Annotated in this window: 25 protein-coding genes and 1 tRNA gene; 14 read left to right on the forward strand and 12 right to left on the reverse strand. The window is 73.4% G+C overall.

All coding sequences use genetic code 11. The features are described 5' to 3' along the window. Positions 1 to 5: 5 nt before the first annotated feature. Together ACF1ED_RS28220 and ACF1ED_RS28225 are read right to left on the reverse strand one after the other, a co-directional pair. The gene (locus ACF1ED_RS28220) at positions 6 to 476 is read right to left on the reverse strand and encodes a RidA family protein (RefSeq protein ID WP_391765121.1); all 471 of its coding nucleotides are present in this window, start codon (positions 474 to 476) and stop codon (positions 6 to 8) included. Next, positions 473 to 628 (reverse strand): DUF4177 domain-containing protein, encoded by a 156-nt coding sequence (locus tag ACF1ED_RS28225; RefSeq protein WP_158821993.1) that lies wholly within the window; start codon positions 626 to 628, stop codon positions 473 to 475. The genes ACF1ED_RS28220 and ACF1ED_RS28225 overlap by 4 nt, the downstream gene beginning before the upstream one ends. Positions 629 to 751: 123 nt before the next feature. Between ACF1ED_RS28225 and ACF1ED_RS28230 the strand changes: the two genes are divergently transcribed. Beyond that, complete coding sequence (locus tag ACF1ED_RS28230) at positions 752 to 1717, forward strand: ArsA family ATPase (RefSeq protein ID WP_391765123.1); 966 nt, start codon at positions 752 to 754, stop codon at positions 1715 to 1717. 32 nt (positions 1718 to 1749) lie between these two features. Further along, complete coding sequence (locus ACF1ED_RS28235) at positions 1750 to 3177, forward strand: ArsA-related P-loop ATPase (protein ID WP_391765125.1); 1428 nt, start codon at positions 1750 to 1752, stop codon at positions 3175 to 3177. A gap of 282 nt (positions 3178 to 3459) precedes the next feature. Here the strand turns inward: ACF1ED_RS28235 and ACF1ED_RS28240 are convergent, their stop codons facing one another. Next, entirely contained in the window at positions 3460 to 3804 is a 345-nt protein-coding gene (locus ACF1ED_RS28240; protein WP_351843979.1) for a WhiB family transcriptional regulator, read from the reverse strand. Between the two features lie 386 nt (positions 3805 to 4190). Between ACF1ED_RS28240 and ACF1ED_RS28245 the strand changes: the two genes are divergently transcribed. Continuing rightward, on the forward strand, positions 4191 to 6419 hold the full coding sequence (locus ACF1ED_RS28245) for a transglycosylase domain-containing protein (protein ID WP_391765127.1): 2229 nt from the start codon (positions 4191 to 4193) through the stop codon (positions 6417 to 6419). Positions 6420 to 6616: 197 nt separating this feature from the next. On the opposite strand, the gene ACF1ED_RS28250 is transcribed toward ACF1ED_RS28245, so the two are convergent. Next, positions 6617 to 7081, reverse strand: a complete 465-nt coding sequence (locus tag ACF1ED_RS28250; RefSeq protein ID WP_391765129.1) for a GatB/YqeY domain-containing protein — start codon at positions 7079 to 7081, stop codon at positions 6617 to 6619. Positions 7082 to 7155: 74 nt separating this feature from the next. Between ACF1ED_RS28250 and ACF1ED_RS28255 the strand changes: the two genes are divergently transcribed. From ACF1ED_RS28255 to ACF1ED_RS28285, 7 genes are all read left to right on the forward strand, one after another. Continuing rightward, positions 7156 to 8094, forward strand: coding sequence for a metallophosphoesterase (locus ACF1ED_RS28255; protein ID WP_391765131.1), 939 nt, complete (start codon positions 7156 to 7158; stop codon positions 8092 to 8094). 41 nt (positions 8095 to 8135) lie between these two features. Beyond that, entirely contained in the window at positions 8136 to 8819 is a 684-nt protein-coding gene (locus ACF1ED_RS28260) for a Pr6Pr family membrane protein (protein ID WP_391765133.1), read from the forward strand. A 38-nt stretch (positions 8820 to 8857) separates the two neighbouring features. After that, a tRNA-Pro gene (locus ACF1ED_RS28265) sits at positions 8858 to 8931 on the forward strand. 79 nt (positions 8932 to 9010) lie between these two features. After that, complete coding sequence (locus ACF1ED_RS28270) at positions 9011 to 10069, forward strand: PucR family transcriptional regulator (RefSeq protein ID WP_391765135.1); 1059 nt, start codon at positions 9011 to 9013, stop codon at positions 10067 to 10069. A 137-nt stretch (positions 10070 to 10206) separates the two neighbouring features. Beyond that, positions 10207 to 10710, forward strand: coding sequence for a hypothetical protein (locus ACF1ED_RS28275; protein WP_391765137.1), 504 nt, complete (start codon positions 10207 to 10209; stop codon positions 10708 to 10710). A gap of 106 nt (positions 10711 to 10816) precedes the next feature. Then, a complete protein-coding gene (locus tag ACF1ED_RS28280) occupies positions 10817 to 12376 on the forward strand; it encodes an SPFH domain-containing protein (RefSeq protein ID WP_391765139.1) in 1560 nt (519 codons plus the stop codon). Between the two features lie 76 nt (positions 12377 to 12452). Further along, positions 12453 to 13169: an alpha/beta fold hydrolase gene (locus tag ACF1ED_RS28285; protein WP_391765141.1), complete on the forward strand. Its 717-nt coding sequence runs from the start codon at positions 12453 to 12455 to the stop codon at positions 13167 to 13169. A gap of 114 nt (positions 13170 to 13283) precedes the next feature. Here the strand turns inward: ACF1ED_RS28285 and ACF1ED_RS28290 are convergent, their stop codons facing one another. Then, positions 13284 to 14162, reverse strand: coding sequence for a glycosyltransferase family 2 protein (locus ACF1ED_RS28290; RefSeq protein ID WP_391765143.1), 879 nt, complete (start codon positions 14160 to 14162; stop codon positions 13284 to 13286). A gap of 357 nt (positions 14163 to 14519) precedes the next feature. Here ACF1ED_RS28290 and ACF1ED_RS28295 point away from each other — a divergent pair, with 357 nt between their 5' ends. Then, complete coding sequence (locus ACF1ED_RS28295) at positions 14520 to 15689, forward strand: serine/threonine-protein kinase (protein WP_391765266.1); 1170 nt, start codon at positions 14520 to 14522, stop codon at positions 15687 to 15689. A 97-nt stretch (positions 15690 to 15786) separates the two neighbouring features. Here ACF1ED_RS28295 and ACF1ED_RS28300 read toward each other — a convergent pair whose 3' ends face one another. The 3 genes from ACF1ED_RS28300 to ACF1ED_RS28310 form a co-directional block, all read right to left on the reverse strand. Then, positions 15787 to 16068, reverse strand: a complete 282-nt coding sequence (locus ACF1ED_RS28300) for a hypothetical protein (protein WP_391765145.1) — start codon at positions 16066 to 16068, stop codon at positions 15787 to 15789. 152 nt (positions 16069 to 16220) lie between these two features. Further along, complete coding sequence (locus ACF1ED_RS28305; protein WP_391765147.1) at positions 16221 to 17234, reverse strand: YdcF family protein; 1014 nt, start codon at positions 17232 to 17234, stop codon at positions 16221 to 16223. Positions 17235 to 17402: 168 nt separating this feature from the next. After that, entirely contained in the window at positions 17403 to 18809 is a 1407-nt protein-coding gene (locus ACF1ED_RS28310) for a tetratricopeptide repeat protein (protein WP_391765149.1), read from the reverse strand. A 214-nt stretch (positions 18810 to 19023) separates the two neighbouring features. Between ACF1ED_RS28310 and ACF1ED_RS28315 the strand changes: the two genes are divergently transcribed. The 3 genes from ACF1ED_RS28315 (at position 19024) to ACF1ED_RS28325 (ending at position 21358) form a co-directional block, all read left to right on the forward strand. Continuing rightward, the gene (locus tag ACF1ED_RS28315) at positions 19024 to 20016 is read left to right on the forward strand and encodes an Lrp/AsnC family transcriptional regulator (RefSeq protein ID WP_391765151.1); all 993 of its coding nucleotides are present in this window, start codon (positions 19024 to 19026) and stop codon (positions 20014 to 20016) included. Positions 20017 to 20238: 222 nt separating this feature from the next. Beyond that, complete coding sequence (locus ACF1ED_RS28320) at positions 20239 to 20538, forward strand: DUF6191 domain-containing protein (RefSeq protein WP_391765153.1); 300 nt, start codon at positions 20239 to 20241, stop codon at positions 20536 to 20538. A gap of 70 nt (positions 20539 to 20608) precedes the next feature. After that, positions 20609 to 21358, forward strand: coding sequence for an SURF1 family protein (locus tag ACF1ED_RS28325; protein WP_391765155.1), 750 nt, complete (start codon positions 20609 to 20611; stop codon positions 21356 to 21358). Positions 21359 to 21436: 78 nt separating this feature from the next. On the opposite strand, the gene ACF1ED_RS28330 is transcribed toward ACF1ED_RS28325, so the two are convergent. From ACF1ED_RS28330 to ACF1ED_RS28345, 4 genes are all read right to left on the reverse strand, one after another. Next, positions 21437 to 22732 carry a hypothetical protein gene (locus ACF1ED_RS28330; protein WP_391765157.1) on the reverse strand — a complete coding sequence of 432 codons (1296 nt, stop codon included), beginning with the start codon at positions 22730 to 22732 and terminating at the stop codon, positions 21437 to 21439. Next, the gene (locus ACF1ED_RS28335) at positions 22729 to 23466 is read right to left on the reverse strand and encodes a SigE family RNA polymerase sigma factor (protein ID WP_391765159.1); all 738 of its coding nucleotides are present in this window, start codon (positions 23464 to 23466) and stop codon (positions 22729 to 22731) included. The genes ACF1ED_RS28330 and ACF1ED_RS28335 overlap by 4 nt, the downstream gene beginning before the upstream one ends. Positions 23467 to 23817: 351 nt before the next feature. Beyond that, positions 23818 to 25086, reverse strand: a complete 1269-nt coding sequence (locus ACF1ED_RS28340; protein WP_031008796.1) for an aspartate kinase — start codon at positions 25084 to 25086, stop codon at positions 23818 to 23820. Positions 25087 to 25213: 127 nt separating this feature from the next. Next, the gene (locus ACF1ED_RS28345; protein WP_043221194.1) at positions 25214 to 25870 is read right to left on the reverse strand and encodes a DUF5063 domain-containing protein; all 657 of its coding nucleotides are present in this window, start codon (positions 25868 to 25870) and stop codon (positions 25214 to 25216) included. Positions 25871 to 25879: the final 9 nt, after the last annotated feature.

Consider the following 25879-nt stretch of genomic DNA (forward strand, 5'->3'; position numbering starts at 1 on the left):
GCCGGTCAGACCTCGGTCAGCTCGACCTGGACCTCGACCTCGACGGGGGCGTCGAGCGGCAGGACGGCGACGCCGACGGCGCTGCGGGCGTGCACGCCCTTGTCGCCGAGGATCTCGCCGAGCAGCTCGCTGGCGCCGTTGACGACGCCGGGCTGGCCGGTGAAGTCCGCGGCGGAGGCGACGAAGCCGACGACCTTCACGACCCGCTTGATCCGGTCGAGGTCACCGGCGACCGACTTCACGGCCGCGAGCGCGTTCAGCGCGCAGGTGGCGGCGAGGGCCTTGGCCTCCTCGGCGGTCACCTCGGCGCCGACCTTGCCGGTCACCGGAAGCTTGCCCTCCACCATCGGGAGCTGGCCCGAGGTGTAGACGTACACGCCGGACTGCACGGCCGGCTGGTAGGCGGCGAGCGGGGGGACGACCTGGGGCAGCTTCAGGCCCAGCTCGGCGATCCGCGCCTCGACGGCCCCGCTCACGACTGCGGCCGCTTCATGTAGGCCACGAGCTGCTCCGGGTTGGGCCCGGGCACGACCTGGACGAGCTCCCAGCCGTCCTGGCCCCAGTTGTCGAGAATCTGCTTGGTCGCGTGCACCAGAAGCGGCACCGTGACGTACTCCCACTTGGTCATGGGCCCGACTGTAGCCGCTGCGGCGGGGTGCTCCGCCGAGGCTCCCCCTAGGGCCCGGGCTCGGGGGCTTCTCCGGGGCGGTCCGCTGATTGGGCGGGCCCGCCAGTGGTTAGGCTCGACAACGTGAGCAGGCTCCAGGTCGTCAGCGGCAAGGGCGGTACCGGTAAGACGACGGTCGCCGCCGCCCTCGCCCTCGCCCTCGCGACGGAGGGGAAGCGCACGCTCCTCGTCGAGGTCGAAGGCAGACAGGGCATCGCACAGCTCTTCGAGACGGAGGCGCTTCCCTACGAGGAGCGCAAGATCGCCGTGGCTCCGGGCGGCGGCGAGGTGTACGCGCTGGCGATCGACGCCGAGCGCGCCCTCCTCGACTACCTCCAGATGTTCTACAAACTGGGCGGCGCGGGCCGGGCCCTGAAGAAGCTCGGGGCGATCGACTTCGCGACGACGATAGCCCCGGGGGTGCGGGACGTCCTGCTCACCGGGAAGGCGTGCGAGGCGGTCCGCCGGCGGGAGCGGGACGGCCGCCCGGTCTACGACCACGTGGTGATGGACGCGCCGCCGACCGGCCGCATCACCCGCTTCCTGAACGTGAACGACGAGGTGGCCGGGCTGGCCAGGATCGGCCCGATACACAACCAGGCGCAGGCCGTGATGAAGGTCCTCAAGTCCCCCGACACGGCGGTGCACCTGGTGACCCTCCTGGAGGAGATGCCGGTCCAGGAGACGGCGGACGGCGTCGCCGAACTGCGCGCGGCGGGGCTGCCGGTGGGCCGGGTGGTGGTGAACATGGTCCGCCCGCAGGTGCTGGACGAGGCGGCGGTGCGGGCCGTCTCCGGCGACCACCGCGAGGCGGTCGCGCGGACGCTGGTGTCGGCCGGGGTGGCGGGCGGCGCCGCGCTGGTGGAGCCGCTGCTCGACCAGGCGGCCGAGCACGCCCGCCGGGTGGAGCTGGAGCGGGAGCAGCGGGCGGTCCTGGACGGCATCGGCCTGCCCGCGTACGAGCTGCCGTACCTGGGCGACGGGGCGGACATCGCGGGCCTCTACCGCCTGGCGAAGGAACTGCGGAGGCAAGGGGTGGGTGCGGCGTGACGGAGAGGACCCCCCATCCGGAGAGGACCCCCATGCCGGAGAAGAGGACCGGGGCGGAGAAGGATTCCGGGGCGGGGAAGGCCGCGGCCGCCGCCGGGGGCGGGCTCGACGCCGTGCCCGTCCTGGAGATCGATCCGATCCTCGACGACCGGGGCACCCGGATCATCGTCTGCTGCGGATCGGGCGGCGTCGGCAAGACGACCACGGCGGCGGCGCTGGGCGTGCGGGCGGCGGAGCGGGGCCGGCGGGTGGTGGTCCTCACCATCGACCCGGCCCGCCGGCTGGCCCAGTCGATGGGCATCGACGCGCTCGACAACACCCCGCGCAAGGTCGACGGCATCAAGGGGTCGGACGGCGGCGAACTGCACGCCATGATGCTGGACATGAAGCGGACCTTCGACGAGATCGTCGAGGCGCACGCGGATCCCGCGCGGGCGCGGGCGATCCTGGAGAACCCCTTCTACCAGTCCCTGTCGGCCGGATTCGCCGGTACGCAGGAGTACATGGCGATGGAGAAGCTGGGCCAGCTCCGGGCCCGGGACGAGTGGGACCTGATCATCGTCGACACCCCGCCGTCCCGGTCGGCCCTGGACTTCCTGGACGCGCCGAAGCGGCTGGGGTCCTTCCTGGACGGGAAGTTCATCAAGCTGCTGATGGCGCCGGCGAAGGTGGGCGGCCGGGCCGGGATGAAGTTCCTCAACGTCGGCATGTCGATGATGTCGGGGACGCTGGGGAAGCTGCTCGGCGGTCAGTTCCTGGGGGACGTGCAGACCTTCGTCGCCGCGATGGACACGATGTTCGGCGGCTTCCGGACGCGGGCGGACGCCACGTACCGGCTGCTCCAGGCGCCGGGCACGGCCTTCCTGGTGGTCGCGGCTCCGGAGCGGGACGCGCTGCGGGAGGCGGCGTACTTCGTGGAGCGGCTGGCCTCGGAGGGCATGCCGCTGGCCGGTCTCGTCCTCAACCGGGTCCATGGCAGCGGTGCGGCCCGGCTGTCGGCCGAGCGGGCGCGGGCGGCCGCGGAAAATCTTGACGAGGGCCGCATTGTGGATCAGGGGCCCGGGAAGACTGGACTGCGTGGCGTCCCGGCCACGTCGTCCGAGCCGTCGCACCCCGCCACCGCCGCCGACTCCTCCGCACGTCCTTCCGCCACGCCCCCTTCCGCCGCACGTCCTTCCGTCGCACCCGAGGCCGCCCCCACGGCCGACGCGGCCGAAGAGCACAGCAGCACCGACCACGGCACCGATCCGGATCTCGCGGGGCTCACCGCGGGTCTGCTCCGGCTGCACGCCGAGCGGATGCGGGTGCTCGCGCGCGAGCAGCGCACGCGGGACCGCTTCACGGCCCTCCACCCCGAGGTGGCGGTGACCGAGGTGGCCGCCCTGCCCGGCGATGTGCACGACCTCGCCGGGCTGCGGGCCATCGGTGAGCGCCTCTCCTCCCCGCGCGACCGGCCCTGACGGGACCTCACACGGCGAGCCTCACGACACGGAAGCCCCACCGCACGGGCACCCCGCAGCACGGGCACCCCGCAGCACAGGGGCCTCACCGCACGGGGAGCTCACGGCACACGGGCACCCGCGACACAGGGGCCTCACGTCACGCGGGCCTCATCACGCGCGGGCCTCACGTCACGCGGGAGCCTCACGTCACGCGGGCCTCCTCACGCCGGAGTCTCACGGCGCGGGGGCCTCACCGCACGGGATCCCGCCTCGTGGGTGGGGCGACCGGCTGGGCGGGGCCTAGCCGACCGCGGCGTACTCCGCGTACGTGGCGTCGTCCTCCATGGCCACGGGCAGCAGGCCCGCGCCGCGCTCGTACTCGGTGCGGGCGGTCTCCAGGAGCCGCCGCCACGAGGTGACCGTGGGGCGCCGGCGCAGCAGGGCGCGGCGCTCGCGCTCCGTCATGCCGCCCCACACACCGAACTCCACGCGGTTGTCCAGGGCGTCGGCGAGGCACTCGGTGCGTACCGGGCAGCCGGTGCACACCGCCTTCGCCCTGTTCTGTGCCGCTCCCTGCACGAAAAGTTCATCCGGATCGGTAGTGCGGCAGGCCGCCTGCGCACTCCAGTCAGCTACCCAGCCCATACCGGCGCCGTCCTCTCCCGAATCGAGGCTCCCCCACGGCGGCAGCGGCATATTCACCGCTGCCAGTTGGGACGTTACGGAAGGCAGGGACAGCGCAACACCCCCTTCGGGCCCAATCTTGAATGGCCCGAACGGACTATGCGTACGCGTCAGATCACCCAGGGGAGTGAGCGAAGGACATGCGTGTGTTATAGGGCACTTCCCGACACACGCGCCGGAATCGGACAGACGATTCCCGCGCATTCGGGGACGCGGGAACTCGTGCCGGAAATCAGGCGAATGTCACGCACGGGGGTTGATGCCGGACCGCACTCCTGTGACAGTTGGGAGCAGCTTAGGCCAAGGCATATACGTGTGTCCGGCGATTGAGAACGTAGGCTGCCCCCATGGCAAAGAAGCGCTCGGGCGGTGGTCTGACCGGGACCCAGCAGGCCGCCAAGTTCCTCGGTGTCAGTGTGCTCTCCGGAGCCGTGCTGGCGGGCATCGCCCTGCCCGCGGCCGGCGCACTGGGTCTGGCGGCGAAGGGGACGGTCGAGGGGTTCGACGAGATCCCCTCCAACCTGAAGACCCCGCCGCTCAGTCAGCGCACCACGATCCTGGACTCCAAGGGCGGGCTGATCGCCACCGTCTACTCCCGGGACCGCAAGGTGGTGCCGCTGGAGAAGATCTCCCCCTACATGCAGAAGGCGATCGTCGCGATCGAGGACGCGCGCTTCTACGAGCACGGGGCGATCGACCTCAAGGGCGTGCTGCGCGCGATCAACAAGAACGCGCAGTCGGGCGGGGTCTCCGAAGGCGCCTCCACGCTCACCCAGCAGTACGTGAAGAACGTCTTCGTCGAGGAGGCCGGTGACGACCCGGAGAAGGTCGCGCAGGCCACCCAGCAGACGATCGGCCGCAAGGTCCGCGAGCTGAAGTACGCGATCCAGGTCGAGGAGGAGCTGGGCAAGAAGAAGATCCTGGAGAACTACCTCAACATCACGTTCTTCGGGCAGCAGGCGTACGGCATCGAGGCCGCCTCGCAGCGCTACTTCTCCAAGCCCGCGGCCAAGCTGACCCTGGGCGAGTCCGCGATGATGGCCGGCCTGGTGCAGTCGCCGAGCCGCTTCGACCCCATCAACGACCTCCAGGAAGCGACCAAGCGGCGCAACATCGTCCTCCAGCGGATGGCGGACGTCGGCGACATCAGCCAGGCCGAGTTCGAGAAGGCCAAGGCCGCGCCGATCAAGCTGAAGGTGAAGACGCCGAGGAACGGCTGCATCACCGCCGTGGACGGCGCCGGCTTCTTCTGCGACTACGTCCGCAAGACGATCCTCAGCGACCCGGTCTTCGGCAAGACCGCGGAGGACCGCCAGAAGCTGTGGAACCTGGGCGGTCTGACCGTCCGGACCACGCTCGACCCGAAGGCGCAGGCGGCGGCGAACGAGGCCGCGGTGGCCAAGGTGAACAAGGACGACGGGGTCGCGACCGCCGTCGTGCAGGTGCAGCCCGGCACCGGCAAGATCCTGTCGATGAGCCAGTCCCGCCCCTACGGCCTGGACCAGAAGCAGCACCAGACCACGCTCAACCTCGCCGTCGGCAGCAAGATGGGCGGCACCACGTACGGCTTCCCGGTCGGCTCGACCTTCAAGCCGATCACCGCGGCCGCGGCCCTGGAGAAGGGGCTGAGCCCCGCCCAGAGCTTCGACACGCCGTGGAAGATCACGATGAAGGAGAGCGACTACACGCGCTGCGACGGCAAGCCGTCCGGCTACGCGGACTGGTCCGTGCAGAACGAGCTCAAGACGGAGAAGGGGGCGTACGACATGACGAGCGCCCTCGGGAAGTCGATCAACACCTACTTCGCCAAGCTGGAGCAGATGGCCGGCCTCTGCGAGACGCTGACCATGGCGAAGAAGGTCGGTTACGAGCGCGAGCTGGGCAAGCCGATCAAGCAGAGCCCGTCCGCGACCCTCGGCTCCCTGGAGAGCACGCCGCTCGACATGGCCAACGTCTACGCGACCTTCGCCAACCGCGGCATCTACTGCGTCCCGGTGGTCATCGACTCCATCAAGGCCGCCAACGGCGACAAGCTGAACGTGCCGCAGACCAAGTGCACGCGGGCGATGTCCGACCGCACCGCCGACACGATCAACCAGATGCTGAAGGGCGTCGTCGAGGACGGCACCGGTACCCGGGCGGGCCTGAGCGACCGGGACAACGCGGGCAAGACCGGTACCACCGAGGGCCGCAAGGACGCCTGGTTCGTCGGCTACACCCCGGACCTGTCCACCGCCGTCTGGGTCGGTGACGACGTCGGCAAGCGCGACGAGATGTTCGACCTCACCATCGGCGGCGAGTACTACGAGAAGGTCTGCGGCGGCTGCCTCCCGGGCCCGATCTGGCGGATCGCCATGACCGGCGCGCTCGGTGACGAGGCCCCGTCCTTCGTGGACATCAAGGTCCCGCGGGCCGAGAAGCCGAAGGAGAAGAAGAAGCCGGAGGACGACAAGCCCGCCGACCGGGAGGACGACAAGCCGGCCGACAAGCCGGTCGTCCCCTTCCCCGACATCACGCTCCCCGACCTGACGGGCGGGGACACGGGCCGGGGCGGCCACGGCCGCGGCAACCGCTAGGACACGAGAAGGGCGCCCCACCGGAGAGATCCGGTGGGGCGCCCTTCTCGTGATCCGGGGCCGTGATCCGGGGCCGTGATCCGGGGCCGTGATCCGGGGCCGCGGCTGGGAGCCGCAGCCCCGGATCAGTGGGCCGGAGCCGCAGCCGTGGGCCGCGGCTGGGAGCCGGGAGCCGAACCAGTGGGCCGGAAGCGGCCTCAGCCCGCGAGGAGCTTCTTCACCGAGGCGGCGACGCGGCCGCCCTCGGCCTGGCCCGCCACCTTCGGGTTCACGATCTTCATGACGGCGCCCATGGCGCGCGGCCCCTCGGCGCCGGCGGCCCTCGCCTCCTCGACGGCGGCGGCGACGATGCCGTCCAGCTCCTCGTCGGATAGCTGCTTCGGCAGGTACGCGTCGAGCAGGACGCCCTCCGCCCGCTCGCGCTCGGCGGACTCCGCGCGACCGCCCTGCTCGAAGGCGTCCGCGGCCTCGCGCCGCTTCTTCGCCTCCTTGGCGATCACCTTCTGCACCTCGTCCTCGGAGAGCTCGCGCTTGGTCTTGCCCGCGACCTCCTCCTTGGTGATCGCGGCGATGGTCAGCCGCAGGGTCGACGAGCGCAGCTCGTCGCGGTCCTTGATCGCGGCGTTGAGGTCGTCCTTCAGTCGTGCCTTGAGCGTGGTCATGGCAGCAAGTGTCGCAGGTGCCCACGGCACCCCGCCCGTCCATTTCCACGCCGCGGGTCTGGAACGATGGGGGGATGCGCGCACGGTACGGGATCCCCCTGAAGATCACGGCAGGCGTCGCGGCCACGGCCGCGGCCGGACTCGTCTACGCGGCGGGGTTCGAAGCCCGCTCCTTCCGGCTCCGCCGGATCACCGTCCCCGTCCTGCCACCGGGCATGGACGACCTGCGGGTCCTCCAGGTCTCGGACGTCCACATGGTGTGCGGCCAGGACAAGAAGCGCGCCTGGCTGCAGAAGCTCGCCGGTCTCCGCCCCGACTTCGTCGTGAACACCGGCGACAACCTCTCCGACACCGACGCCGTGCCGGAGCTGCTGGACGCGCTGGGCCCGCTGATGGAGTTCCCCGGTGTCTACGTCTTCGGCTCCAACGACTACTACGGCCCCCGCTTCCGCAACCCGGCGCGCTACCTGCTGGAGAAGGTCCAGGGCCGGCACGGGCTGAACGGCAACAAGCCGGTCGTCGGCGCCGTCCACAACCCCTGGGAGGGGATCAAGGACGCCTTCGACGCGGCCGGCTGGGTGGACCTCACCAACACCCGCGGGGCGCTCAAGCTGCCCCAGGCCGACCTGGCCTTCACCGGCCTCGACGACCCGCACATCAAGCGGGACCGGTACGAGCGGGTGGCGGGCGGCCCCGACGCCTCGGCGGACTTCTCGATGGGCATCGTCCACGCGCCGTACCTGCGCGCCCTCGACGCCTTCACCGCCGACGGCTACGAGCTGGTCCTCGCCGGGCACACCCACGGCGGGCAGCTGTGCGTCCCCTTCTACGGCGCCCTCGTCACCAACTGCGACCTCGACACCGACCGGGTGAAGGGCCTCTCCACCCACACCGCCGGCGGGCACACCTCCTACCTGCACGTCTCCGCGGGCTGCGGCACCAACCGCTTCACCCCGGTCCGCTTCGCCTGCCCGCCCGAGGCGACGCTGCTCACCCTGACGGCACGCGCCTGAACCCCGGGCGGGGACGCGCCCGCCCTCGTACCGTGAGCGCCATGCCGAACCGTTTCACCGCCGCCGTCCGCGGTCTGATCGCCCTGGCAGCGGCGGCGGGCGTCGCGATCGAGTGCGCCCACGGGAACCCCCTGGTCGTCTTCAGCTTCTTCACGATCTGGTCCAACACCGCCGTCGCCGTCGTCCTCGGCCTGGGCGCCGCCCGCGCCTGGACCGGCCGCCCGCCACCGCCGGCCGTGTGGACCGGCGGGACGCTGCTCTGCGTCTCGATCGTGGGGCTCGTCTTCCACCTGGTGCTCGACAACCCGTCGAGCCCCTTCAACCAGGCCGCCGGCATCGCCCGCCTCACCGGCGCCCGCGCCGTCGCCAACCAGCTCCTGCACACCGTGACCCCGCTCGGCGTCGCCCTCGACCGGCTGCTCCTCACCCCGCCCGGCGCGCTCCGCCCCCGCCACGCCGTGCTGTGGCTCGCCGCGCCCGGCTCCTACCTGGTCTTCGCCCTCGTCCGCGGCGCGCTGCTCCCCGACGGCGCCCGGGCCCGCTACCCGTACCCCTTCGTCGACGTCACCGCCCACGGCTACGCCGACGTCCTGCTCAACGCCCTCGTCCTCGGTCTCGCCTTCTGCGCCCTCGGCCTGCTCCTCGTCGCGGCGGACCGCTTCCGACCGGCGCCGGCGGGGCGCCGTAACCGGATTTCGTCTCTGGGCGCCGGTGGGCTAAAGTAATCGATGTCGCCGCGACGTGAAGAACAGAACAGCGACATCGGGGTGTAGCGCAGCTTGGCAGCGCGCTTCGTTCGGGACGAAGAGGTCGTGGGTTCAAATCCCGCCACCCCGACAGCCAGAGGTTCAGGGCCTGATCCGCGCAAGCGGGTCGGGCCCTGAGTCGTTTCCGGAGGCCGGGGGCGGAGCCGACCATGACCGAACAGTACGAGGCGTACCTCGACGGGTACGCCGGGATCCTGGCCGGGGTGTGTGCCACCGGCCGGCGGCTGGGCCGCGAGGAGCTGGAGGGGCTGCGGGCGCGCGGGGAGCGGGCGGCCGAGGCGGGGATCGGGCTGCGGGCGCTGGTGCGGGCCCACCTGGCCGCCGCCCGGGCCGTGCGGGGCGGGCTGCCCCGGGGGACCGATCCCGATCTGCTGCTCGGCGCGGTCGAGCAGGCCGTCGACGCCTTCGCCGAGGGGCACGAGCGGGCGCAGAAGCTGGCGGTGCGGCAGGAGGAGGCCGCGCGGCGGGAGTTCGTGGACGACCTGCTGTACGGGCGCAGCGACCTGGGGCGCCTCGCGGAGCGGGCCGAGCGGTTCGGGCTGCTGCTGTCGCACGCGCACGCGGTGGCCGTGGCGCAGGCGCCCGAGCCCTTCGAGGACGGGGCGCCGGTCTCGCGGAGCGTGGAGTCCTCGCTGCTCGCCCGCTTCGGCACCCGGCGGATCCTGCTCACCACCAAGGACGGACGGCTGATCTGCGTCGCCCCGGCCGACGAGCCCGAGGTCCTCGCCCACTTCGCCAAGCAGACGTACGCCGCCGCCGACGGCAGCCTCGTCGCGATCGGGCGCGCGCACCCGGGCGCCGGCGGGGTCGTCCACTCGTACGAGGAGGCGCTCGGCGCGCTCGACCTGGCCGGCCGCATCGGGCTCGACGGGCCGGTGCTGTACGCCGCCGACCTGCTGGTCTACCCGGTTCTCGGGCGGGACCGGCAGGCCATGGCCGACCTCGTCGGGACCGTGCTGGGGCCGCTCGCCGACGCCCGGGGCGGCGCCCGCCCCCTGCTCGACACCCTGCACGCCTACTTCGACGCGGGCTGCGTCACCACCGAGGCCGCCCGCCGGCTCGCGCTGAGCGTGCGGGCCGTCGCGTACCGGCTCGACCGGATCCACCGGCTCACCGGCTCGGACCCCGGCGACCCGACCCAGCGGTACACCCTCCAGACCGCCGCGATCGGGGCGCGGCTGCTCGGCTGGCCGGACGAGGAGCTGTGAGCAGTCCCGTCCCGGGCGACGGACACGGCATCAAGAACGCATAAAGATTGCCGGTCACCGGCAATGCGGGCGACGCGCTCGCGATGAAACGATCCTCTGGACGGCGGACAGGGCACGGCGGCCGAAGGAGCGGGGACATGGTCTGGTTTCTTGGTCTCGGCATCGGCGGTCTGCTGCTACTCGTCCTGAGCCTGGCCTTCGACGGGGTCCTGGAGGGACTCCTCGACGGCTTGGGGGGGCTGGACGGGGTCCTGTCGCTGCCGGTGATAGCCGGGTTCCTCTCGGCACTCGGCTTCACGGGGGCGCTCGTGCTCGGCACGACCGGCACGGGGGCGGGGGTCGCCACCGGTGCGGGCGCGGTCGCGGGGATCGGCGTCGGGTGGGTGACCTGGCGGTTCGGCCGGGTCCTGCTGCACGACACGAGCGCGCCCGCACCGCGCGGCGAGGACCTGGCCGGCAGCTCCGGATCGGTGGTCACCGCCGTACCGGCGGACGGCTACGGCGAGGTGCTGCTGTACCTGGCCGGCCAGCCCGTGAAGTACGCGGCCCGGGCGGACCGGGCCGTCCCGCGCGGCACCGAGGTGTGGGTCGAGTCGGTGCTCTCACCGACCTCCGTCCTCGTGCGCCCCGTCGACCGCTGACCGTCGACCCGGTACCCGGTACCCGGTACCCGGTACCCGTCACCCGCCGGCTGTCGACAGCCGGCCGCCGTTCCTTTCGCTGAAACCGACCGAAGGGGGTTTCGTCATGAGCCCTGTCCTCACCGCTGTGGTGGGCATCGTCGTCCTCGTCGTCCTGCTCGCCCTCGCCGTCGTCACCCGCTACAAGGTCGCGGGACCGAGCGAGGCGTTCATCATCACCGGCCGGCGCGGCCAGAAGGCCACCGATCCGGCGACCGGCCGCGTCTACACCGACAACAGCGGCCAGAAGGTCGTCGTCGGCGGCGGCGTCTTCGTCGTGCCGTTCGTGCAGCAGAAGTTCACCCTCGACCTCTCCAGCCGGCACATCCCGATCGCGGTCCGCGGCGCCGTCACCCTGCGCGGCGTGAAGGCCAACCTGGAGGGCGTCGCGATCGTCAAGGTCGGCGGCACCGAGGACTCCATCCGCGCCGCCGCCCAGCGCTTCCTGATGCAGCAGGACGGCATCGTCGGCTTCACCCAGGAGGTGCTGTCCGGCGCGCTGCGGTCCATCGTCGGCCGGATGTCCGTCGAGGACATCATCCGCGACCGGGCCGCCTTCGCCGGGCAGGTCGCCGAGGAGGCCGAGGCGAGCCTCTCCGGGCAGGGCCTGGTCCTCGACGCCTTCCAGATCCAGGACATCACCACCGAGGGCTCCTACCTGGAGGACCTGGGCCGGCCCGAGGCCGCCCGCGCCAAGCAGGAGGCCGACATCGCCGAGGCCGAGGCCCGGCGCGCGGCCGAGCAGGCCCGGCTGAAGGCCGAGGAGGAGATCGCGGTCGCCCAGCGGACGCTGTACCTGAAGCAGGCCGAGATCAAGGCGCAGACCGACGAGGCCGCCGCCCAGGCCAACGCGGCGGGCCCGCTCGCCGAGGCCGCCCGCCAGCAGGACATCCTCGCCGAGCAGGAGAAGGTCGCCGCCCGGCAGGCCGCGCTCACCGACCGCCAGCTCGACACCCAGGTCCGCAAGCCCGCCGACGCCAAGCGGTACGAGGCCGAGCAGCAGGCGGAGGCCCAGCGCACCGCCCGGGTGAAGCAGGCCGAGGGCGAGCGGACGGCGTCCATCGCGGCCGCCGAGGCCGAGGCCGAGCGGGCCCGGCTCACGGGTGAGGGCGAGAAGCAGCGCCGCCAGGCCCTCGCGGAGGCCGAGGCCATCGAGGGCGCCAAGCGCGGCGAGGCCGAGCGGGCCCGCCGCGCGGCCATCGCGGAGGCCGTCCGGCTGGAGGGCGACGCGGAGGCCGGCGCCATCGCGGCGAAGGGCGCCGCCGAGGCGGAGGCCATGCACAAGCGGGCCGACGCGTTCGAGCGGTACGGCGACGCGGCCGTGCTCCAGATGCTGGTGGAGGTCCTGCCGCAGGTCGTCGCCAAGGCCGCGGAGCCGCTGGCCGCCGTCGACAAGATGACCGTCATCTCCACGGACGGCGCGAGCCGGCTGACCCGCACCGTGACGGACAACGTCGCCCAGGGCGTCGAACTCCTCTCCTCCACCACGGGAGTCGACCTGGCCTCCCTCCTCCAGGGGTTCGCGGCCAAGGCCGCCCCCGCCGCCCCGGCCGACCCGTCGGTGTCCCCGTCGGTGTCCCCGTCCGTGTCCTCGCCGGTGAACGGGAAGGTGGAGATCACCGACTGACCCGTACGACGCGGCCCCGCTCCCGCCGTGATAGGCAGGGGCGGGGCCAAGTCGTGCGTACGGGTGAGGGGTTGTCGTGACGGGGCTGTTGCTGGTGCACGGGGCCGGGGGGAGCGTCGAGGGGCACTTCGGGGGGCTCACGAGGCGCCTGGGGGACCGGTTCCGGTACGTCCGGGGGCAGTTGCCCGACCGGACCGGGATCGGGGCGGACGAGGTCGTGGACGGCTTCGTGGCCGCCGCGGACGCCGCCGGGGCCGGGACCTTCGCCGTCTGCGGCTACTCGCTCGGCGCCCCGCTGGCCGTACGGCTCGCGGTGCGGCACCCGGAGCGGGTCACCGCCCTGGTGCTGACCGCGCCGTTCGCGTACCCCGACCACCGGATGCGGCTGGCCCTCTCCCTGTGGCGGGGGCTGCACGGGACCGGACGGCACCGGCTGCTCTCCGAGCACCTGGCGCTGAACGGGCTCGGCGGCACCTTCCTGGACGCGACCGACCCCGACCGGCTGCGGGCCATGCTGGGGTTCGCGCCCGCCCCGCCCGCCGGCACCCCGGCCCACCTGGAGCTGGCCGGGCGGATCGACGTACGGGAGGACCTGGGGCGGCTCGCGGTGCCGGTGCTCGTCGTCGTCACCGCCGAGGACCCGCTCGTCTCCCCCGCCCGCCAGCGGGAGTTCGCCGCCGCGGTCCCGGGAGCCGGGACCGCCGAACTCGCCACCGGACACCTGCCGTTCTGGGAGGACCCGGAGGGCTGGGCGGACGCGGTGGAGAAGTTCCTGACGCCGGAGGCCGGATGACGGGGTGTCAGCTGGCGGCCGGTGGTGGGCGTCTGGAGGGTGACGGGTCTCTGGACGGTGGCAGGGGACCGGCCGGTTCCAGATGATCGGCCGGGGCCAGATGACCGGCCGGTGTCAGATGATCGGCGGGCGGCCCAGCTTCGTCATGCGGAGCACCGTCGACCAGCGCATCGGACGGCGCGGACCCGCCGGGGCCTTCAGGCCCTCCGCGAAACCGGCGAACCAGGAGCGCAGGCCGCGGACCGAGCGGGTGCGGGCGACCGTCAGGAGGACCCAGACCACCAGGTAGAGCGGGACCAGCGGGGCCGGGAGGTTCCGCTTCGCCAGCCACACGCGGTTGCGGGCGGTCATCCGGTAGTAGACGTCGTGCCGGGCCGGGCTGGTCTTCGGGTGCTGGAGCAGCAGCTCGGGCGCGTACCGGATCCGCCAGCCCGCGTCGAGGGCGCGCCAGGCCAGGTCGGTCTCCTCGTGCGCGAAGAAGAAGTCCTCCGGCCAGCCGCCGATCCGGTCGAGCATCGGCATCGACAGGCCGTGGCCGCCGCCGAGGAAGGTGGTGACCTCGCCGCCGCGCATCGGGTCCTTCGCGCCCAGCCGGGGGATGTGCCGGCGCTGGGTCTCGCCCGTCTCGTCGGCGATCCGGAAGGAGACGACGCCGAGCTCCGGCTCGGTCTCGTACAGGTCCACCAGGCGGCGGAAGACGTCCGTGTCGACCAGCAGGCCGTCGTCGTCGAGGTCGACCAGGACGTCCACGTCGCCGAAGGAGCGGAGGGTGTCGATCGCCACGTTCCGCCCGCCGGTGACCCCGCGGTTCTCGGTCAGCTCCACTCCGGTGACGCCGTCGGGGAGCGCGGGCAGCGAACCCGTGCCGTTGCCGACCACGACGATCCGGGCGGCGGGCTCGTCCTGCATCGCCACCGAGTCGAGCAGCGCGCCCAGCTCGGCGGGGCGGGTGCCCATCGTCAGTACCGCCACGCCCACTCGCGGTCGCGCCACGGTCCACTCCGTTCCAGATCGGGGTCGGGTCTCGCGTACGGGCCGGCAGCCACCGGCCCCACGGCACCCATTGTTCACCCTCCGGGAACCCCGGCGGAACCCGGAAGGAACCCGGGGGGCCGCGACCGGGGGAAACGGGGCCGTCCGGCGCGCGGAACCCGCCGCCGGGCGGAACCCCGGGGGCCCTCCCGGACGTCCGTGCGTACGGCGGCGGTTCTCCCCCGGTTCCGCTTCGGCTTCCGTCCGGGCCCGCGCCCGGGCCTCCGCTTCGGGGGGAGCGCGGCGAGCACGCACAAGCGGCGGCTCTACCCTGGTCCTCTGCCGTCAAGTGATCGATTGTCGAAAGGGCGTCTCCTGGTGCTGGTCGCGGACCGATATCGGCTTCACGGGTGTATCGGCCGTGGCGGCATGGGCGAGGTGTGGCAGGCCACCGACGAGGTACTCGGCCGCCCCGTCGCCGTGAAGCTGATGCTGGCGCAGTCCACCGACCCGTCGGGCGCCGACCGCTTCCGTCTGGAGGCGCAGACCGCCGCCCGGCTCAGCCACCCGCACGTCGTCGGCGTCTTCGACTTCGGCACCTGGGACGGGAAGCTCTTCCTGGTGATGGAGCTGGTCGAGGGCGACAGCCTCGGCTCCTCCCCCGCCAACCCGCTGGTCCTGCCCGCCGAGCGGGTCGCCGTGGTCGCCGCGCACGCCGCCGCCGGCCTCGCCGCCGCCCACCGGCAGGGCGTGGTCCACCGCGACATCAAGCCCGGCAACCTGCTGATGGACGCCGAGGGCACGGTCAAGCTGGCCGACTTCGGCATCGCCCGCTTCGTCGACGACCCCTCGGCCGGACTGACCACGACCGGGCAGATCGTCGGCACCGGCCTGTACCTGGCCCCGGAGCGGGCCCTCGGCAAGCCCGCCTCCCCCGCCTCGGACGTCTACTCGCTGGGCTGCGTGCTCTACCAGCTGCTCACCGGCCACCCGCCGTTCCGCGCCGACACCGCGACCGCCCTGCTGTACCAGCACATCGACAGCGCCCCGACCCCGCCGAGCCGGCTCGGGGTGGTCCTCACACCCGCCTTCGAGGCGTACCTGCTGAGCCTGCTGGCCAAGCAGCCCGAGCAGCGCCCGCCGGCGCAGGCCATCGCCGACTGGTTCGGCTCCGGCGCCTGGCGGGAGTACGCACCCCGGCCCGCCACGGCCGGCGCCATGCCCGGGGTCGTCCACGCCCCGCCCGCCCAGGCCGCCCCCCGCGCCCCGCACGCGCCCCACTCGTCGCCCGCGCCCGCGCACACCGCGCCCCCGCTGGCCGCCATGCCCGCCCCGCGCACCCCCGGCCCGGCGTCCGGGCCGACGGCCGCGTCCGCCCCGGCGGCCACCGGGTCCCGGCGGCGGGCGCCCGAGCGGGCCGGGAACTCCGGCTCCACCGGCGGCGCGCTCGCCGAGCTGTCCCGGCGGCGGCCGCGCAAGACGGCCGCCGTCGCCGGGATCGTCGCCTTCGTCGTCTTCCTCTTCATCGGCATGGCCTGGCTCTCCTGACCGGGCCGGGCCGGGCTGGGGCGGGCCGGGCCGCTGGGCCGGGGCGGGCTGGGCCGGACCGGGCTGGGCCCGGGCGGGGCGCTGGGCAGGGGCGGCCTCAGTACAGCCGCGGCGCCATGACGTGCGGATCCGCGTCGCCCTCGGCGAGCAGGAGGCAGCGGGGCACCCCGGGCCCCGGGGTGGCGCGCACGGTCGCCGGCGTCGGCGGATCGGTCGGCAGCTCGATCGGGACGGCCACCGGGCGGTCGTCCCGGATCGTCACGTGTCCGGTCTCCTTGCCGTCGACGAGGACCTCGACCATCGGCCGCAGGCCGGTCTCCACCGTCGCCGAGACCGAATGGCCCCGGTAGTCGATGTGGAAGTGGTGGCGTCGCCTCATGGGGGTCACCTCCGTCCCTCCAGCGTAGGGACCAGCGGCCGGACCCGCCCGTCCGGCGCCGCGGCGCGGCCCGCCTCCTCCGTACGCCCCTCCCCTCCCCTCCCCTCCCCTCCCCTTTCTCCCCTTTCTCCCCGTCCCTGGCTTCCCGGTCGTCACGCCGTGACCGCGAGCCCCAGGCAGCCGATGGCCAGCAGCACCGCGCAGACCGTCACGTTGACCGCCCGGTACTCCAGGAAGACGGCGGCGAACTCGCGGATGGTGGCGCTCGGCCAGAAGTACGCGGCGGTCGGCGAACCCACCACCTGGCCGTCCACCCCCGCCTTCCGGGCCATCAGCGCGGCCCGGAAGGCGTGGAAGTTGTTGGTGACGACGACGCAGCCCGCGCCCGGCCGCTCCGCGTCCATCAGCTCCTTGCTGAACAGCAGGTTCTCCTCGGTGCTGCGGGAGCGGTCCTCGCGGAGGATCCGGTCCTCGGGAAAGCCCCGCTCCACCAGATAGGCGGCCATGGCGTGGGACTCCGGCAGCTCCTCGTCCGGCCCCCGGCCGCCGGAGACGACGAGGAACGGCGGCCCGTCCTGGCCGCGCGCGGCCAGCAGCTCGTACACCTCCCGGCCCCGGTCGAGCCGGCTCGCGAGGAGCGGCGGCACCCGGCGGCCTCCGATCAGCCCGGAGCCGAGGACCACCACGAAGCCGGCGTCCCGGCGCAGTCTCATGCGGCCGTACAGGAAGGCGTACCCCACGAAGCACAGGAAGAGGAAGGAGACGTAGCCGAGGACGAGGAGCAGGGTGACGGAGACGACGCCGAGGACCCGGGAGCGGGTGAGGACCGCGACCGCCGTCAGCCCGAGCACGCCGAGGATGCCGAGGCCGGCGAGGAGCGAGAGCAGGTTGGCCGGGCGTCTGCCCTCCTTGCGGACCATCTTGACGCCGTTGGCGCAGAGCAGGCCCGCGAGGACCACCGGGCCCAGGCCGAGGACCAGCAGGAGCAGCACCAGGACCGTCTCCGTCAGGCCGTGCGGCAGTTCGTCGACGGCCGAGAGCAGGCCGAGGCCGAGGAAGGTGACGGCGAGACCGAGGTACACCGCGTTCCCGAAGCGGCGGCGGTCGCGCAGCACACCGGCCCCGAAGCAGAGGAGGAACAGGGCGGACACCGCGAAAGCGATCATGCCGTCATCGTAGGCAGCGCGCCCCGCGGCCGGACGGACGGCGGACGAAACTGTGGACAACTCTCCGGCGGGCCGCCCGTCCCCACCCCGGACGGGTGGCGCGGACCCCCACCCCGGGCGGGTGGCGCGGCCCCGCCCCGGACGGATGGCCCCACCCCGCCCGCTCCCTCACCGCTCCCGGGAGAGCTCGAACAGGCCCTTCCGCGCGCCCTCTTCGTACGCCTCCCGCAGCTCCGGGTCGTCGAGGAGCGCCCGGAGCGCCTCGTCGCTGCGGGCCCGCGCCACCGTGCAGTAGCGCGCCGGCCGGTAGGAGGTGTCGAAGAGGGAGGTGCGCAACAGGTCGACGGCGCCCAGGAGATGGGCAGCCCGGTCGGGGCGGCCGTCGAGCAGCCGCATCTGGGCGAGGAGTTCGGCCGCGCAGGAGGCGCCGGTGGCGCAGCCGAGCCGCAGGTGCTCGCGGAGCGCCCGGCGGGCGTGCTCGGCGGCCCTGGCCCGCTCCCCGTCCCAGGCGAGGAGTTCGGCCCGGGCGTGGTCGGCCCACGCGTCGGCGAACAGGTCGCGCCCCACCCAGGTCCGCCGCCCCGCCCCGTCCAGCTCCAGCTGGTCCAGCGCCTCCTGCGCGGCCTCCGGGTCGGTGCGGCTGTAGCAGAGCGCCAGCGACGCCCAGCATGCCTCCCGGGTCGGGCCGAAGTCGGGTGCGTCACCGATCTGGTCCAGCGCCTCCCGGAACTCGCCCGCAGCCGCCCGGGGGCGGCCCTGGTAGAGGGCGATGGCGCCGCGCAGATGGGCCAGGAGCCCCAGGCACCGCTCGTCCCCGTCCCGCACCGCGCTCGCCCACGCCTGGACGAGAAGCGGGTCGGCGTCCTCGGGGCGGCCCGACTCCAGCTCCAGGAAGGCGGCCAGCCACAACGCGCGTGCGGGCGGCGGGCCCTGATGCAGCGACAGCGCGTGCCGCAGCCGGGTCCGCCCCTCGGCGGTCCGCCCGCAGGCCACCCACAGGAACCACAGCGAGACCGCGATCTCCAGGGCCGTCCCGGCCTCGTCCCCGGGGGCGAGCGGCGCCGTCGTCGGGTCCATGGCGGCGGCCAGGTCGGGCAGTTCGCGCAGGGCCAGGTCGCGGGCGTCCAGCTGACGGCCCCGCTGCCACCACTCGGCGGCCCGCCGGGCGACCTTCACGCACCACCTCCGGTGGTGCAGGACGACGATCCAGCGGTCGCCCCGGGCGGTGAGCCGCCGGGCGCCCACGGCGCGCATCGCGTGCGGCATCCAGTGGCGCGGCCCGCCGTCCTCCCCGTCGAACAGGTCGTCCACCGGCAGCAGAGCCAGCGGCGCCAGCCGCTCCAGGACGGCCCCGACGTCGGTGGCGGCCAGCGCGCCGTACCCGCAGACCTCCTCCACCGCCCGCAGGTCGAAGGCGCCCTCGAAGACCGAGAGCCGCTCCCACAGCAGGCGCGCGGCGGGGCCGGCGGCCGCGTACCCCTCCTCGGCGGCGGCGAGTTGACCGGTTCCGACGTGCTCGCCCCACAGCACCTCGTACTCGGGCGGTTCCCCCGCCGCGCGCCTCATGCCGTCCATCCCCCGTGTGTCCCCGTTCTTCCGGCCGGCGCCGCCGCCGGATGTCGTCGCTGTGGCATTGGGCCGATGTTGTGGCCACCGGGCGCCGGGGCGGCTTGAATGCATATGCCCTGGTCCACATCCTGGGGTGCGCTCGGAGCCACGGCCAAGGTTTTCCGGGGATCGGCCAAGGAGGAAAATGCGTACCGGGGAATCCGTCCTGGCGGAGGCGGATATGTCACTGATCCACGCCCTCCAGATCCTGCCGCGAGCGAGCTGGACCCAGCTCTCCACCGTCCTCGGGGCCGGGCCCGACACCCTCGCGCGCCGCTGGGAGCACCTCAGCGCCGGCGGCTACGCCTGGACCTCGCTGCTCATCGCCCGGCGCGGCACCGAGTCCGCACTGTACGCCTGGGTCGAGCTGGAGTGCACCGCCGACAGCACCGAGGCCACCGCGCTCGAGCTGGCCGGCGACCCGGGCACCCTCGGCGTCCACGCGGTGACCGGCGGCGCCGACCTGGTCCTGCTGCTGATCGCGCCGGACCTGCCCGCCCTCGACGCCTACGTCACCGGCCGGGTGCGCCGGCTGCCCGGCGTGCTGCGGGCCCGCACCCAGGTCGTCACCCGGATGCACAACCGCCCCTACCGCTCCCGGATCGAGCAGCTCACCCCCGCGCAGGCCCGGCTCCTCACCGACGTGAGCGCCCTGGAGCGGCGGGACGGGGCACGCGCGCGCGTGGCCCCCCAGGTGACGGACCTGGACCGGCGGCTCGTCGCGGAGCTGGCCGGCGACGCCCGCCGGAGCGCCGCCGAGCTGGCCCGGCAGTGCGGCACCAGCGAGTCGACGGTGCGCCGCAGGCTGGACGTCCTGGCGGCGGGCGGCGCGCTCCACCACCACTGCCAGCCGGCCCCCCGTTTCTCCGGCCGCCCGGTGTGGGCCATGGTGACGGCGCAGGTGGCGCCGCTGGACGAGCCGGGCACGGTGGCAGCGCTCACCCGGGTGCGGCGCACCCAGGTGATCACCTCGGTGACCGGGCCGCACAACCTGGTGGTGGCGATGTGGCTGGGCTCGGTCGAGGAGCTGCACGAGATCACGGCGGGGCTCGTCCGGGCCGCCCCGGCGCTGCGGATCACGGGGACGGCGGTCAGCCTGCGCACGTACAAGATCGGGGCGCAGGTGCTGGGTTCCGACGGCCGCCGGCTGCACCACGTCCGGCCGGAGGCCTGACCCGAACCCGGCCGGACGCCCGCCCCTCGACCGATCGGAGGCCCGACCCGAACCCGGCCGGATGCCCGCCCCTCGACCGATCGGAGGCCCGACCCGAACCCGGCCGGACGCCCGGCCCTCGACCGGCCGGACGCCCGGCCCGTGTCCGCGCTCGCGCCCGCGCCCGCCTCCGCGCCCGCCGGAGCCTTCCGGGGCGCCGGGCCCGCGTGGTCTCCTGGGGGCATGGGGTTCGCCGTGTTCGTGACGCTGCCGGGGCTGGTCATCCTGCTGACCGTGATCGCCTTCGCCGACCAGTTCCTGCGCATGACCGGCCGGGGCAAGCGCCGGGGCACGGTCTCCTCGACCGGCTTCGAGCAGCTGCACGCCACCTTCTCGCCCGGCAAGCAGAGCGAGCTGAAGGAGCGGCAGAGCGCCCTGCTGCTCCGTGACGACGAGGAGGACGGCGCCCCGCCGCACCGGACCACGGTGGACCTGGCGGGCGGCCGCGCCGTGATCCGCCTCCGGCCGGACGCGCGGGGCTAGCCGCCCCCGTCAGGCCCCACCGGGCCCCCTCCTGGCGGGGGCCCGGGTCCGCCCCCGTACCGTGGGGGGCGTGTACCGGTTCCTGAGGACCCCCCGCTGGTGGGGAATCAATCTCTTCGTCCTGCTGGCCATCCCGTTCTGCGTCTTCATGGGGACCTGGCAGCTGGGCAAGTTCGAGGATCGCGTCGACTCCCACGAGGAGGCCGGGCGGAAGCCGGCCGCGAGCGCGCCGGAGGCCGCGCCGCTGGCCTCGCTGCTGCCCGTGGACAAGGAGACCTCCGGCCGTACCGCCGAGGCCCGCGGCCGCTACGGGGAGCAGTTCCTGGTGCCGGACCGCGAGCTGGACGGGAAGCCCGGCGCGTACGTGCTGACGCTGCTGCGGACGGACGCGGGCCGCTCGCTGCCGGTCGTCCGCGGCTGGCTGCCGGCGGGCGCCGAGACCCCGGCCCCGCCGTCCGGCGAGGTCACGGTCGTCGGCGCGCTGCAGGCCTCGGAGAACCAGGGCTCGAAGGGCGTGCGGGCGGCCGGCGGGCTGCCCGAGGGGCAGCTCGGCATGATCAGCGCGGCCTCGCTGGTGAACGTGGTCGACGACGAGGTGTACGACGCCTGGGTCACGCTCGCCGACTCGCCCGCCGGTCTCACGCCGGTGCCGGCGGCCGCGGCGGCGGGCACGGGCCTGGACGCCAAGGCCTTCCAGAACCTGGGCTACACCGCCGAGTGGTTCGTCTTCGCCGGCTTCGTCGTCTTCATGTGGTTCCGGCTGCTGCGCCGGGACGCGGAGGCGGCCCGTGACGAGGCACTGGGCCTGGCGGGCGTCTGACGGGGCCCGCACGGTACGGCGAAGGGGCCGGGGGGAGATCGCTTCCCCCGGCCCCTTCCGCGTGCCTGGCGGGCGCCCTCAGTCCTGGAGCATGCCCGTCCGGTAGATCGTGCCGGCGCAGACGCCGTTGAGGACCGTGGTGACGGTCGGGTCGCCGGGCTCCGCGGTGTAGCTGACGGCGACGCTGCCTCCGGCCGGTTCGGCGCGCAGGAGCTGGGTGCTCAGACCGGAGTCCGTGCCGGTGCCGCTCCCGGTGCCCGTGCCGGTGCCGCCGGCGTCGGCGCCGCCCGCGTCGGTGCCGCCCGCGTCGGCGCCCTCGCCGCCGCCGGTGGGCGTGGGGGTCGGCTCGGTCGGGACCTCGGTGGGCTCGGTCGGCGTCGGGGTCGGCTCGGTCGGGACCTCGGTGGGCTCGGTCGGCGTCGGGGTGGCGCCGCCGCCGTCGGTCGAGCAGCTCGCGGACGGCACCCAGGCGAACTTCAGCCGGTACGAGGCGCCCGGTTCGAGCACCAGCGGTTTGATGTCCGCCGAGGGGTCGGGCAGGCCGGTCGCCGGGTCGCCGCTGGTGTGGCGGATGACGGCGATCCTGCTCTGGTCGGCGGCGCCGCTCGCCGTGACGTGGACCAGTCCGGATCCGTCGACCCGGCAGGTCTTCCCGGAGCCGTTGACGATGGTGAAGCCGCCGTAGACGACTCCGGTGGAGTCGGGGCCGCTGTTGTACCCGCCGGCCGACTGGAGGTCCCCGCGGCCACAGCTCCGCAGGGAGCCGGAGCCGCCGTCGGAGCCCTGGCCGGAGCCGGAGCCGGTCCCGCCGCCCTTGGGGTCCGGCTTGTCCTCGCCCTTGTCGGTGGCGCCCTTGGTGGGGCCCGTGGTGGGCGAGACCTTGACGGAGGGCGCCTTGGTGCCGGCCGGGTCGCCGCCCTCGGCCTCGGCGCCGGTGCCGCCCTGGGCCTGCTCGCCGTGGCCGGCGAGGGCCGGGTTGGCGGCGGTGAGCCCCGGGGAGCCGGCGACGTGGATGAGGGCGGGGACGGCGGTGCCGATGAGGACCGCCGCGGCGGCGGCGCCGACGAGCGCCTGCCGCTTGCGGGCGCGGCGGGCGGGCACGGCGCGGCGCAGGTGGTCGAGGGACGCGGTGGACGGTTCGAGGCCGGAGACGGCGCCGTGGAACAGCCGTCGCAGTGCGAGCTCGTCCTCCCCGTCGTCCTCGCCGGGGCCGTGCTCGAAGTCCGTCATCACTCGTCCACTCAGCTCGTCACGTCCGACGCGGGCCTGTCCGGCGCCGCGTCCGCTGCGTTCGTCGGGGTCGTGGCGCTCCTCGCCGTCACCGAGCCCGTCCCGCACGTCCGGGGTCAGGTCGTCCTCGTGGTCGCGGCTCATGCCTTGGCCTCCATGACGACGCGGAGGGCGGCTATGCCGCGGGAGCCGTACGCCTTCACGGAGCCGAGCGAGATCCCGAGGGTCTCGGCGACCTGGGCCTCGGTCATGTCGGCGAAGTACCGCAGGACGAGGACCTCGCGCTGGCGGCGCTGGAGGCCCTTCATCGCCTTGATGAGGTCGTCGCGCTCCAGCTGGTCGTACGCCCCCTCCTCGGCGCTGGCCATGTCCGGCATCGGCTTGGACAGCAGCTTGAGGCCGAGGATGCGGCGGCGCAGCGCGGACCGGGACAGGTTGACCACGGTCTGGCGCAGGTAGGCGAGGGTCTTCTCGGGGTCGCGGACGCGCCGGCGGGCCGAGTGGACGCGGATGAAGGCCTCCTGGACGACGTCCTCGCAGGAGGCGGTGTCGTCGAGCAGGAGGGCGGCGAGGCCGAGCAGCGACCGGTAGTGGGCGCGGTAGGTCTCGGTGAGGTGGTCGACCGTGGTGCCGGCCCCGGTGTCGGTGCCGGTGTCTTCGGCGGCCTTGCGCGGCGTCGGGATGCCGCGCACTCTCGCGCGGGAATCGGTGGGCACGGCGGTGGTCACCGGAGGGCCGTCGAGGAGGCGCGGGCGCCCGAGCGGACGGACCGCGGCGCGTCCGGGCACGGCGCCGGTGCCGGGTTCCCTCGGGGGGAGCACGGCCGTGCGTCCCCCGCGGAGAGGGGAGAACGCGGGAAGGTCGAGTACGTCTGCCACGCCTGTTTGACTCGTGTTCCCCCGGAATGGTTGTACGCCTTCGCCGCCGTTCTCACCGGCGAGCTGTTCGTCCTCATGCGCAACCGTTCTCCCCCATTGCCCCGTTCCATCGCGCGCTCCGCTCCCCGTTCGTGGGTGAACGCGGAGACGCGCCCCGCCCAACTACTAGTTGCAGGAAGGGGGAAGAGCATCGTCCGTCACCACATCACCGCAGTTCAAGGGGGTTACGCCGCCGAATTGCTCACAGGATGTCCACAGATCCTCCGAAGCCACCGCAATCGGATACGACGACCGCGCCCGGCCGCTGGGGAGCGGCCGGGCGCGGTGCGGGACGGGTCGGGTCCGGGCGGGTCAGCGCCCGGTGCCGCCGTAGACGACGGCCTCGTCCGAGTCGCTGTCCAGGCCGAAGGCGGAGTGGACGGCGGTCACGGCCTCGTTGACGTCGTCGGCGCGGGTGACGACCGAGATGCGGATCTCGGAGGTCGAGATCAGCTCGATGTTGACGCCCGCGTCGGACAGGGCGCGGAAGAAGTCCGCGGTCACGCCCGGGTTGGTCTTCATGCCGGCGCCGACGAGGGAGATCTTGCCGATCTGGTCGTCGTAGCGGAGCGAGTCGAAGCCGATGGCGCCCTTCGCCTTCTCCAGGGCGTCGATGGCCTTGCGGCCCTCGGCCTTCGGGAGGGTGAAGGAGATGTCGGTGAGACCGGTGGAGGCCGCCGACACGTTCTGCACGATCATGTCGATGTTGATCTCGGCGTCCGCGACGGCCCGGAAGATGGCCGCGGCCTCGCCCGGCTTGTCCGGCACGCCGACGACGGTGATCTTCGCCTCGGAGGTGTCGTGGGCGACACCGGAGATGATGGCCTGCTCCACCTTGTCCCCTGTCGGTTCGTTGCTGACCCACGTGCCCTGGAGTCCGGAGAAGGACGAGCGGACGTGGATCGGGATGTTGTAGCGGCGTGCGTACTCGACGCAGCGGTGCAGCAGCACCTTGGAGCCGGAGGCGGCGAGCTCCAGCATGTCCTCGAAGGAGATCCAGTCGATCTTCTTCGCCTTCTTCACCACGCGGGGGTCGGCGGTGAAGACGCCGTCGACGTCGGTGTAGATCTCGCACACCTCGGCGTCGAGCGCGGCGGCGAGCGCCACGGCCGTGGTGTCGGAGCCGCCGCGGCCCAGCGTGGTGATGTCCTTCTTGTCCTGGGACACGCCCTGGAAGCCGGCGACGATGGCGATGTTGCCCTCGTCGAGGGCGGTGCGGATCCGGCCCGGCGTGACATCGATGATGCGCGCTTTGTTGTGGACCGAGTCGGTGATGACACCCGCCTGGCTGCCGGTGAACGACTGGGCCTCGTGGCCCAGGTTTTTGATCGCCATCGCCAGCAGGGCCATGGAGATCCGCTCTCCGGCGGTCAGCAGCATGTCGAACTCACGTCCGGCAGGCATGGGAGAGACCTGCTCGGCGAGATCGATCAGCTCGTCCGTCGTGTCGCCCATCGCGGAGACCACGACGACCACCTGGTGGCCGTTCTTCTTGGCTTCCACGATCCGCTTGGCGACGCGCTTGATGCCCTCGGCATCGGCAACGGAGGAGCCTCCGTACTTCTGCACGACAAGGCCCACGTGCGCTCCTCGCTCGGTCGGTGCCGCAGCCCGTGCTGCGGTCGGCTCAGTCTAACGAGCGACCGAAAAACACCGGCCGGCTATCACATCCTGAGACACGGTGCTCAGAAAGTGATCACATGGCGATCTAGAGGCCCTTCATCCCCAGCGGCCCCGCGATCTCCTGGATCATCACGCGGCCGGCCTCCTCCGCCAGGTCGTCCTCGGTGAGGTCCTCGTCGGTGTCGAGGCCGTCGAGGGCCGCGAGGGGCTGGTCGAGGCGGACGTGGGCGACCAGGGACTGCAGGGCGCGCAGGGTGGCGGAGGCGGTGGGGCCCCAGTTGGAGAAGTAGGAGAACTGCCACCACCACAGCGCCTCGGAGGTGCGGCCGGCCCGGTAGTGGGCGAGGCCGTGGCGGAGGTCGGCGACGATGTCGGCGAGGTTGTCCGAGATCCGGGCCGGGACGGGCGCCTTGCGGGGCTCGTACGGGTCGAAGACCTCGGAGAAGACGTCCACCGGGTCGAGCATCGCGGCGAACCGCTCCCGCAGGTCGTCCACGTCCGGCTCGGGGCCCGTGTCGGTCTCGTACCGCTCGTCCGGGACGATGTCCTCGTGCGCGCCCAGCCGGCCGCCCGCGAGGAGCAGCTGGGAGATCTCCAGGAGCAGGAAGGGCACCGCGCTGTCCGGCTCGTCGCCCTTGGCGACCTCGGTCGTGGCGACGATGAAGCTCTCGACGGAGTCGGCGATCTGGACCGCGAAGTCGTCGGGACTCTGCGTGATGGAGTGCAGCGTGGGGTCAGACATCGAGGAGCC

This window comes from Streptomyces sp. NPDC014656 (assembly GCF_043084305.1).
Lineage (GTDB): Bacteria > Actinomycetota > Actinomycetes > Streptomycetales > Streptomycetaceae > Streptomyces.

Bases quoted from the DNA above. Each gene is read 5' to 3' on its own strand.
- ACF1ED_RS28320 (WP_391765153.1), top strand. From the start codon at position 20,239: ATGGGGTTCGCCGTGTTCGTGACGCTGCCGGGGCTGGTCATCCTGCTG.
- ACF1ED_RS28225 (WP_158821993.1), bottom strand. From the start codon at position 628: ATGACCAAGTGGGAGTACGTCACGGTGCCGCTTCTGGTGCACGCGACC.
- ACF1ED_RS28275 (WP_391765137.1), top strand. From the start codon at position 10,207: ATGGTCTGGTTTCTTGGTCTCGGCATCGGCGGTCTGCTGCTACTCGTC.
- ACF1ED_RS28345 (WP_043221194.1), bottom strand. From the start codon at position 25,870: ATGTCTGACCCCACGCTGCACTCCATCACGCAGAGTCCCGACGACTTC.
- ACF1ED_RS28315 (WP_391765151.1), top strand. From the start codon at position 19,024: ATGTCACTGATCCACGCCCTCCAGATCCTGCCGCGAGCGAGCTGGACC.
- ACF1ED_RS28245 (WP_391765127.1), top strand. From the start codon at position 4,191: ATGGCAAAGAAGCGCTCGGGCGGTGGTCTGACCGGGACCCAGCAGGCC.
- ACF1ED_RS28240 (WP_351843979.1), bottom strand. From the start codon at position 3,804: ATGGGCTGGGTAGCTGACTGGAGTGCGCAGGCGGCCTGCCGCACTACC.
- ACF1ED_RS28250 (WP_391765129.1), bottom strand. From the start codon at position 7,081: ATGACCACGCTCAAGGCACGACTGAAGGACGACCTCAACGCCGCGATC.
- ACF1ED_RS28255 (WP_391765131.1), top strand. From the start codon at position 7,156: ATGCGCGCACGGTACGGGATCCCCCTGAAGATCACGGCAGGCGTCGCG.
- ACF1ED_RS28235 (WP_391765125.1), top strand. From the start codon at position 1,750: ATGCCGGAGAAGAGGACCGGGGCGGAGAAGGATTCCGGGGCGGGGAAG.
- ACF1ED_RS28280 (WP_391765139.1), top strand. From the start codon at position 10,817: ATGAGCCCTGTCCTCACCGCTGTGGTGGGCATCGTCGTCCTCGTCGTC.
- ACF1ED_RS28330 (WP_391765157.1), bottom strand. From the start codon at position 22,732: ATGAGCCGCGACCACGAGGACGACCTGACCCCGGACGTGCGGGACGGG.
- ACF1ED_RS28260 (WP_391765133.1), top strand. From the start codon at position 8,136: ATGCCGAACCGTTTCACCGCCGCCGTCCGCGGTCTGATCGCCCTGGCA.
- ACF1ED_RS28305 (WP_391765147.1), bottom strand. From the start codon at position 17,234: ATGATCGCTTTCGCGGTGTCCGCCCTGTTCCTCCTCTGCTTCGGGGCC.
- ACF1ED_RS28300 (WP_391765145.1), bottom strand. From the start codon at position 16,068: ATGAGGCGACGCCACCACTTCCACATCGACTACCGGGGCCATTCGGTC.
- ACF1ED_RS28310 (WP_391765149.1), bottom strand. From the start codon at position 18,809: ATGGACGGCATGAGGCGCGCGGCGGGGGAACCGCCCGAGTACGAGGTG.
- ACF1ED_RS28270 (WP_391765135.1), top strand. From the start codon at position 9,011: ATGACCGAACAGTACGAGGCGTACCTCGACGGGTACGCCGGGATCCTG.